This is a genomic window from Paraperlucidibaca sp., assembly GCF_982810325.1.
Genome location: NZ_CEYEMI010000020.1, coordinates 25,880 through 34,137, shown reverse-complemented (window position 1 = coordinate 34,137; position 8,258 = coordinate 25,880). Strand labels below are relative to the sequence as shown.

Genomic DNA, 8,258 nt, shown 5'->3' with positions numbered 1-8,258 from the left:
ACGCGATCTTTCATCGCTTTCAGTGCTAACGCCTGCTCGTCGGTGGGCGGTGGTAGCGCATAAGCTGAAGTCGCGACAGCGAGAGCTAATACAGCAGTTATTATTCTTATCATTGTCATAATCTCAAGACTATTGCACGGGGTGTAAATCGAAAAAATGATGCTCTAGGTGATCTAAAAACACCGAGACATGCTCAGGTGGAATCATCTCGCCGAGCGTGCGAAGTTGGCGAAATGCCAACCCTTTTATCATATAAATGGCACCGTCTAGGCCTTTATTCACTACCAAGTTGAAGCGCATCAGGCGCTTTGGCTCATAGACAAAGTCGACCAAGACAGCGTCGATGATGTCTATCAAAACCTCAATGCCGGCGGCGACATCGGTGGACTCACCCGAGCGAAGAGCATTGATTGTTTTACGGCCGCGAGCTGCCAATTCTGGCGCTAAGCCGACCGCCAAATAGGCTTGCTCGGGGCGGCTGGCGCTTAAGTGCCGCATCATCTCTAGATAGTTTTTTACCACCACGGCCATGCGCTCATTAGAGAGAAAGCGCGTGAGCCATTGCAGGTAGTGCAAAACTTTTTCTTGAATATCATCAATGATACTCAGCGCCGTCTTATAGTTTTTATGCGTTGGATATGCCGTGTATAAATCACGCAATAGCTGCGAGAGGAATTGATCCACCAGCGCATTAATGGCTAAGGCCATGGTTTCCGCGGCGGGCTTGGCTTGTGACTCACGTACGCCTGCGCTCAGCGCGGCATCAATGCGTCGCGTGCGTTCGGGGATTTCTGCCGACAATGGCAAACAAACATAAGGCAAGCTCAATTCAGCCATTGTAGATTCCTATTTGAAGATTTTTCCAGGCTAAGCGACCGAGGCAGACATCAAGGTAGCAAGCAGCAAGCCCGTATTATTCTGAGCTTCTGATTTTGTCTCGCTACTTAATGAGACACTGCAGACTGTGACTTGAGTTCGCACTTAACAACAGGGTATGTTCAGACAACTTTTTGTCATTAGCAGACGTCTTATGCTTGCCACACCGCCGCACAACGCTATCGCTGTCGTCGGCCAGTACCTAGTATTTTTGATCGATTTTATGGCGCCGCGTGGCCTCAGCGCCGAGGTACTGCTCGCACACACCGGGCTTAATGAGGCGAGTCTGCGCGAGCATCCTGAACAGCCGATAGCGCTCTCTACGCTACTCGAGCTCATGCGCAATTTGCATACACTAGACCCGTCGCCGACTCTGTCGCTAGAGTTTGGCCTGAGCATGCAGCTGAGCAATCACGGCTTTTTAGGTTATGCCTTACAGGCCAGCCCAACTTTGGGCGACGCACTACGGCTCGCGCATGACTTTGCTGAGGTGCGCTCACAAATTATTTCGTTTAGTTTCCATGAAAGCGGTAGCAGTGCCAGCATTCGCATCGATGATAATGGCGCGATGGGTGACTGCTATCGGTATATTGTCGAGGTCATGATGGCCTGCTTTTTTAGCATTGGCACCAAGCTCTTAGGCCGATTGCAGCTCGACCAGGTTCAGCTCAACTTGGCCATAGAGGAGCAGTCACAGCACCGTATTCTCAAACAGATGTTTGCCGCAAATCTGCACTTTCAATGCTCAACGACCGAGGTCACCTTCCCCTCAAGCTGGCTCTCTGCACGCTTGCCGCAGTCAGACCCACAGCTGGCCGCCTTGGCCGCCTCCCGCTGCCGCGATGAACTGCAACAGGCACAACGCTATGCCGATCAAAGCACACTGCCACAAACTGATTTCATAGCTAAAGTATTGAATTTACTAGAGCGCGAGATGGCATCGAGTAATGCCCAAGAAGTTATTGCCGCGGCACTGCACATCACGCCGCGCACGCTGCACCGCCGCCTCGCGCAACACGGCCTGCAATTTAAAGCACTGCTCGATGAGCTTCGCCATAAAGCTGCGCTAGAACAATTGCGTCTTCAGCGCGACTCGCTTGCTGATATTGCTTTGGCACTGGGTTATAGCGATCAGGCCAATTTTGTGCGTGCCTTTAAGCGCTGGACAGGGCAAACGCCGAGTCAATTTTTGCGCGGCATAAGCTAGCGAGCTACGACACGATCATGACGAAAGCTCACCCCGCAAGTACTAGCGCAGCAACTTGCGCACTGGCGCTTCAAGGCGTGTCATCCCAGCCTCTTGGCCAATGACAATAGCCTCCTCGGCGCTGGCGCCATGCAACCAGTTTGCCCGTAGCGCCAGCAATGCACCGACACGATTGCCACTAGCGCAATGCACCAGCACTTTTTCATCGGCATGCTCGGCTAAGGCTCTGTCTAGCGCCAACACATTGGCTTCAGTTAAATCCACAGCGCTCGCCACCGGAATCGACACATAACTCAGGCCGGCCTTTTCCACCGCCGCACGCTCATCGAGCACGGTCTGCTCACCATCGGGCAATAAGCTGATAACCACCTGCACGCCGTCGGCCTTGAGCGCATCGATCTGCGCCTGCGAATGCACATAGCCCGACACCGTCAATGTTTCACTGACAGCGTGATAGCCCGCCGGCAATGAACTAGCCACGGCAATGGCTGAGGCCATACCAAAACTCACCATCCAACCCACGGTGTGTAACGCTTTGCGATAACTCATAGCGACTCCATTATGTGCTTGCAGGCCAGTCGATAAAAGCTGGCGTTATAAATGGCGTTAACTTTTATCCACGCATTGCAGTCCGGCTCGTTGACACGCGACCTCGCTCTATTAGCGTCTACCATAGCGGCGCGTTAACCTTGCGCCAACGCGTAAGCTTTACCAACTAGCATTAAATATTAAAATAGGAAGGTAATAATGGACGCTGAATTTTGGCATGAGCGCTGGCGTAAACAGGAAATCGGCTTTCACCGCGAGCAAGTGCATCCACAGCTCGCCGCGCATTTTCATCAGCTCAACGACACTGCCCGCCAGCACGTGTTTGTGCCACTTTGCGGAAAATCAGTGGATATGATTTGGCTATGCCAGCAAGGCACTGAAGTCGTTGGCAGTGAGTTGTCTGCGCTGGCCATTGAAGCATTTGCGCAAGAAAACGCGTTGGAGTTGTCGCCGACTGAAGCCGGCGAGCACACACTCTACGCACAATCCGGCTTGAGCCTATGGCAAGGTGATTTTTTCACTCTCACGCCAGAGCAAATTCAGTGCACTGGCTTTTATGATCGCGCCGCATTGGTGGCCTTGCCGCCCAGCATGCGCGAGGCCTATGTGGCGCAGTTGGAGCGCGTCTTAGCGCCCAATGCCAGTGGCCTAGTCATCACCTTTGAATACGATAGCGCGGAGATGTCGGGGCCGCCGTTCCCTATTTCTGCTGATGAGATTCAGAGCTTGTTCGCTGCGAACTGGCATATCGAGCGCTTATCTTTTCAAGATATTTTGGCTGAGCACCCCGGCATGCAGGCGCGTGGCCTCACGTCATTGCAAGAGTCGGTGTGGCGGTTAACTCGACGCTAGGTGTCAAGCGAACAATGCCTCAGCTTGGCGGCACTAGGCGGTGATGACTGGCATCACAATACGGTGGTGTCCGCGTTTGTTTGCAAGTGCAGAGCCAATAGTGCTGCGCGCGCTTCGGGCTAAAGCGCAATGGCCCCTCGCCCGAGCCATGACTGCCATCACACCACACGCCATTGGCCGATAGCCCGCAGCGACACCAGGCGTAACGCTGGCTTGGCGACAGAGCTATGACATCTGGCCAAATGCAGGCCACGCGTGGGCCTTTGGCGATGACTAACTCAGCTTTTGTGAGCTGCACGACTGCCGATTTTAAGCGCGCCTCAAGTGCTTGCTGGCGACTATTGCGCCAACGCTGCCATGGCCAAAGCATGAGCTAGCGCAACTGCTCAGCTAAAAAGGCCAAAGTGCGATCCAGTGCCGCTCGTGTCGGCTCGCCAACCTCATCGATTAAATGTGTGGTGAGCACGCTGTGGGCTGGTGTGCCGGCATTAGGGTTGGCATGGCAGGCATCGATTTCGCGGCACTCAAACGCTGGCCCAAATTCATCACGTAGACGCTCAAAACGCTCGCCTCTACAAAGAAAATCTTGCTTGAAGCGTAAGCCCAAAATGCGCGCGCCGTGGTTGTTAATTTTGTCATGTGCAGCAGCAATCTCATCCCGCGATGCATGCAAACCACTGCGCTGCGCTTTAGTCGCACCCACGGGCAAAGATGGTTGCGACAACACCGGCGCAATCACCGGCGCATCGAGCATCATGGCCAAGCCAAAGTTGCCGGTTAGGCACATGCCAACCACGCCGACACCAGGACCGCCACACTGCTCATGGGCATAACGCGCTAAAGCACGCAACCAGTCCACAACAGGGCTAGATTTATTCGCCGAGAGCACACGAAATTCGCGGCTGATACAAATTTTCGCTAGAGACTCAGCGGCATAAGGATAGGTCAGCGGCTTCATCGGTTCGCCAAACAGTTGCGGCATAAACACGCTAAAACCTGCGTCGGCGACACGCTCAGCGAAAGTCGCTACTTGCGGCGTAATGCCCGGGATTTCACTTAACACCACCACTGCAGGGCCTGTACCGCGACAAAAAACCTCACGCGATACGCCGTGAAAATGTAGGCGCTCGGTGCGGAAGCCATCGATATGTGTGCTCATGATCAGCCGCCGATTAAGGCGCTAACGCCGCCATCGACTGGTAAAATCTGGCCCGTAATATGACGCCCAGCGGCACTGGCAAACAGCAGCGTGGCGCCCTTCAAATCATCATCGCCACCAACGCGCTGTAGCGGCGTGGTTTTCGCGATGCTATCGACGCCAACCGTGTCCATTAGCACTTGCGACATCTTGCTCGGGAAAAATCCAGGCGCGATGGCGTTCACCGTGATGCCGTGATGACCCCACTCGCAGGCCAGTGCGCGCGTGAAGTTAACCACAGCTCCTTTGCTAGTGTTATAGGCAATGGTTTGCATCCATGCCGGATTACCACCGAGACCGGCAATTGATGCCAAGTTAATAATACGGCCGCGTTTGCGAGGAATCATCGAGGCATTGGCCACAGCCTGCGCGAGTAAAAAGTAGCCACGCACATTGAGGTTCATGACTTTATCCCACGCCTCCAATGGATGCGTTTCCGCTGGCGCACCCCAGCTCGCGCCGGCGTTATTGACCAAAACATCAACGCCACCCATCAAGCGCTGAGCCTCAGCAGCTAGGTGGGCAATATGCTCAGGGTTACTCGCGTCGGCGGCGACCGTATGCACACTAATACCCAGCGCGGTCAGATGCGCTTTAGCATTGGCAAGCTCATCGGCCTTACGTGCCGTAATCAGCACAGTCGCACCCGCCTCACCCAAGGCTTCAGCCATTTGTAAGCCAAGGCCACGCGAGCCGCCAGTAACTAAAGCCGTTTGGCCGCTCAAAGAAAACAATTCGGCTGGTTTCACTGCACACCTCGCATGGGTTTTAGGTTTGGGCTATCTTACGCACAACTGGGAAGCGCGCGCCATGCCCGCAGGAATCGCTATGAGTTGGTTGACTAAACTATTTGCTCCACCGCTAGCACTTGCCGCTGTAACGGCATTTTTTATGGCCGCGCAAACACCTCATCCAGCGAAAGAAGTAACTGCTACTGCAGATGCAGCGCCTGAGATCATTGTCCAAAAACCAACGAAAGCAGCTAAACCTGCAACGCCGCCAGCCAAAGGTTTAATCAGCGATTGGCGTCCCGATGTTGATCAGGCGATAGATCAGCTCGAGACTTGGCTGAGTGAAGAGCATCCTCAGCAAGAGCTGAATTACAGCATGGCAAACTTGGCTGCATTGTATGACACCAAGCTATATCTAGTATTTATCGACTACTTGGCCAGCCTTGACCCATCACTTGGCCAACAGGCGCTGCAAGAGCAGCAAGCGTGGCTTCAACTGCGCACAGAACGCACCGCGACCGCGCGCTTAACCAATGGCGAAGGCTCATTAGCCAGCTACAATGCCAGCGAAACCTATATCTCCATCACCCATGGGCGCATTGATACGCTAACTGCGCAGATGCAAAAGCCGGCGCAGTAAATGACGTGGTCAGTCTATGTTTTGCAGTGTGCGGGCGATCGCTTGTACACCGGCATTAGCACCGATGTGGTGAGAAGATTTAAACAGCATATGCAAAAGTCTGGCGCGAAGTTTACGCAAGCGTACCCACCTATAGCCATATTAGGCGAGCTTGAATGTGCCTCACGTAGTGATGCGTTGAAGTTGGAATATCAGATTAAGCAGCTCACGCCTGAGGCTAAGCGTGCTTTAGCGCTTAGCTGGCCGCCAACTCATCAGGCAGAGTCTGAAGCAAATAACCCACACATGCATGGATAGCCTGCTCCATGATTGCTTCGCTGATTTCACCGTCTCGATAATAGCCAAACTTCATGATTGCAAAGGCAATTTCGACCAACATGGTGGCGCTATCGGGCTCTTCGGGAATATTGATCGCAGGCTCTAGTGTTTTGAAAATTGCTCGCATTTCCGAGCCAATACTTTCAATAGTCACCTCTTGCGCAAGATACGATTCGCGGCTCGTTGGGCCGCCTAAAATTAAAATGCCTGCCACTGGGTTTTGATTGTAATACACGGATGTTGCACGAATTAAAATAGGCGCCGCTTCTCGCCAGTGCATACCAGCAAAACTAGGTGCTGCACTCTGCACAAGCTCCAAAACTTGGCATAAATGCTGCTCAGCGATAGCATTGAAAAGCTGATATTTATTGGCAAAAAACTGATACAGGCTCGCGCGAGGAACACCAGAAGCCTCTGCAACATCGGGAATAGAGACCTCTTCCGGTCCACGCTCTATCAGCAGTACTTCTGCAGCAGCAATGGCTCTTGCCACGCGCTCTTGCGTGCGCAACTGCGCAGGTCGACGGTGCCGCAGGGCGCTAACTTCCATGCTTTTCTCCAGCAAAAATCAGTGACGGTCTAGCGCAGGAGCACCAGCGCCGGTACGTACAAATGCTAACAAACCGCCGGCCATGGCCAAGTTTTTCATCAACAAAATTTGATTCGCCTGCTCACCATTGCCGTGAAAAAGCAGGCCTGAAATGACACAAAATCCTGCCAAACCGGCAGCGGTCAGTCGTGTTTGCCAGCCAAATAGCAGTGCTAAACCACCACCCAGCTCTAAGGCAATAACCGCTGGCAAAAAGCTCGGATTAACACCCATAGCTGCCATATATGCTTCAGTGCCAGAAAATCCTTCAATCTTGCTATAGCCAGCACTAATGAAAATAAAGGCCATTAGCGCTCTAGCCATAACAGCTAAAACGCTATTGAACATGGGTTTTTCAGTTAAGTACGCTACACGATCGGCGATAGTGTGTGACCACGAAAACATAGCTAACTCCAAATGTGACGCAGGCGCTAAGTCTAGCGCTTAAAGCCAATACTGTGCGCGGAGATGATATTAACTAAAAATCGCGGCGCCAAACGCACAGAGAACGCGAGAATTTTGGTTAATAGTCGATGCACTGAGACACCACGCTTAGCTTTCAAGGAGGCATAGGCATAATCTGCCAAGCTCTCAAGCGACGACAGCATAGGCCAACGAAAGGCGGCCGAACCAACTGCATTGGCTGCGGTAGCAAAACCAGTATCGGTTGGGCCTGGGCAGAGCGTAGTCACCTGCACATTATGACCTTTCAGCTCATAATTAAGCGCATCTGAAAAACTTAAAACATAAGCCTTTGAAGCGTAGTACACGGCAGCGCCAGGGCCAGGCATAAAGCCAGCAACAGAAGCGACGTTAAGAATTTGGCCGCCGCCCTGCGCCACCATGCGACGCCCCATGGCGTGTGCCAAGGAGGTCAATGCCGCGACATTGAGCTGCACCATTTGGTTTATGCGCTTTATATCAGCATCAATAAAAGTGCCAAACTCACCAAAACCGGCGTTGTTAATCAGCATGTCGACACGCTGATCACCGAGCTTTTGCATCAGCTCATCTGCTGCACCTTCATAGCCAAGATCTTGGCCAATCACGCCGGCTTTGATGCCATGGCGATCACTCAGTTCGGTAGCAATGGCCTGCAGTTTATCGACGCTACGAGCAACCAAAATTAAATCTGTGCCATCAGCTGCCAAACGACGCGCTAGTTCTAAGCCGATGCCATTGGACGCGCCGGTAATTAATGCTGTTGCCATTTTCACTCTCCCTGAATGGATATAACGCAATACCTTGAAGTTACCTTAGTTTTGTTTCACTCATGACGACTAACCGCTAAAGCAACG

Annotated in this window: 12 protein-coding genes; 4 read left to right on the top strand and 8 right to left on the bottom strand. The window is 52.8% G+C overall.

Annotation, left to right across the window (positions count from 1 at the left end; genetic code table 11):
- Window positions 1-129: 129 nt before the first annotated feature.
- Complete coding sequence (locus tag AC3DKE_RS08090; protein WP_487990398.1) at window positions 130-837, bottom strand: hypothetical protein; 708 nt, start codon at window positions 835-837, stop codon at window positions 130-132.
- A gap of 193 nt (window positions 838-1,030) precedes the next feature.
- Here AC3DKE_RS08090 and AC3DKE_RS08085 point away from each other — a divergent pair, with 193 nt between their 5' ends.
- The gene (locus AC3DKE_RS08085; RefSeq protein ID WP_487990396.1) at window positions 1,031-2,083 is read left to right on the top strand and encodes a helix-turn-helix transcriptional regulator; all 1,053 of its coding nucleotides are present in this window, start codon (window positions 1,031-1,033) and stop codon (window positions 2,081-2,083) included.
- A gap of 42 nt (window positions 2,084-2,125) precedes the next feature.
- Here the strand turns inward: AC3DKE_RS08085 and AC3DKE_RS08080 are convergent, their stop codons facing one another.
- Window positions 2,126-2,632 (bottom strand): protein tyrosine phosphatase family protein, encoded by a 507-nt coding sequence (locus AC3DKE_RS08080; RefSeq protein WP_487990394.1) that lies wholly within the window; start codon window positions 2,630-2,632, stop codon window positions 2,126-2,128.
- 198 nt (window positions 2,633-2,830) lie between these two features.
- Here AC3DKE_RS08080 and AC3DKE_RS08075 point away from each other — a divergent pair, with 198 nt between their 5' ends.
- Window positions 2,831-3,484 (top strand): thiopurine S-methyltransferase, encoded by a 654-nt coding sequence (locus AC3DKE_RS08075; RefSeq protein ID WP_487990392.1) that lies wholly within the window; start codon window positions 2,831-2,833, stop codon window positions 3,482-3,484.
- Between the two features lie 19 nt (window positions 3,485-3,503).
- Here the strand turns inward: AC3DKE_RS08075 and AC3DKE_RS08070 are convergent, their stop codons facing one another.
- Genes AC3DKE_RS08070 through AC3DKE_RS08060 form a run of 3 tightly spaced genes read right to left on the bottom strand, consistent with a single transcriptional unit; the run spans window position 3,504 to window position 5,431 of the window.
- The gene (locus tag AC3DKE_RS08070; protein WP_340676286.1) at window positions 3,504-3,854 is read right to left on the bottom strand and encodes a CDGSH iron-sulfur domain-containing protein; all 351 of its coding nucleotides are present in this window, start codon (window positions 3,852-3,854) and stop codon (window positions 3,504-3,506) included.
- A gap of 3 nt (window positions 3,855-3,857) precedes the next feature.
- Window positions 3,858-4,643 (bottom strand): dienelactone hydrolase family protein, encoded by a 786-nt coding sequence (locus AC3DKE_RS08065; protein WP_487990390.1) that lies wholly within the window; start codon window positions 4,641-4,643, stop codon window positions 3,858-3,860.
- A 2-nt stretch (window positions 4,644-4,645) separates the two neighbouring features.
- Complete coding sequence (locus AC3DKE_RS08060) at window positions 4,646-5,431, bottom strand: SDR family oxidoreductase (RefSeq protein ID WP_487990388.1); 786 nt, start codon at window positions 5,429-5,431, stop codon at window positions 4,646-4,648.
- Between the two features lie 79 nt (window positions 5,432-5,510).
- On the opposite strand from AC3DKE_RS08060, the gene AC3DKE_RS08055 reads away from it, so the two are divergent.
- Together AC3DKE_RS08055 and AC3DKE_RS08050 are read left to right on the top strand one after the other, a co-directional pair.
- A complete protein-coding gene (locus AC3DKE_RS08055) occupies window positions 5,511-6,053 on the top strand; it encodes a lysozyme inhibitor LprI family protein (protein WP_340676283.1) in 543 nt (180 codons plus the stop codon).
- Window positions 6,054-6,350 (top strand): GIY-YIG nuclease family protein, encoded by a 297-nt coding sequence (locus tag AC3DKE_RS08050; protein WP_379068166.1) that lies wholly within the window; start codon window positions 6,054-6,056, stop codon window positions 6,348-6,350.
- Here the strand turns inward: AC3DKE_RS08050 and AC3DKE_RS08045 are convergent.
- The 3 genes from AC3DKE_RS08045 to AC3DKE_RS08035 all read right to left on the bottom strand — a co-directional run bounded on the left by AC3DKE_RS08045 (window position 6,289) and on the right by AC3DKE_RS08035 (window position 8,171).
- A complete protein-coding gene (locus tag AC3DKE_RS08045; protein WP_340676282.1) occupies window positions 6,289-6,921 on the bottom strand; it encodes a TetR/AcrR family transcriptional regulator in 633 nt (210 codons plus the stop codon). The two genes, AC3DKE_RS08050 and AC3DKE_RS08045, sit on opposite strands and share 62 nt — an antisense overlap.
- 18 nt (window positions 6,922-6,939) lie before the next feature.
- Entirely contained in the window at window positions 6,940-7,308 is a 369-nt protein-coding gene (locus tag AC3DKE_RS08040; RefSeq protein ID WP_379072058.1) for a DoxX family protein, read from the bottom strand.
- A gap of 89 nt (window positions 7,309-7,397) precedes the next feature.
- On the bottom strand, window positions 7,398-8,171 hold the full coding sequence (locus AC3DKE_RS08035) for an SDR family NAD(P)-dependent oxidoreductase (RefSeq protein ID WP_340676280.1): 774 nt from the start codon (window positions 8,169-8,171) through the stop codon (window positions 7,398-7,400).
- Window positions 8,172-8,258: the final 87 nt, after the last annotated feature.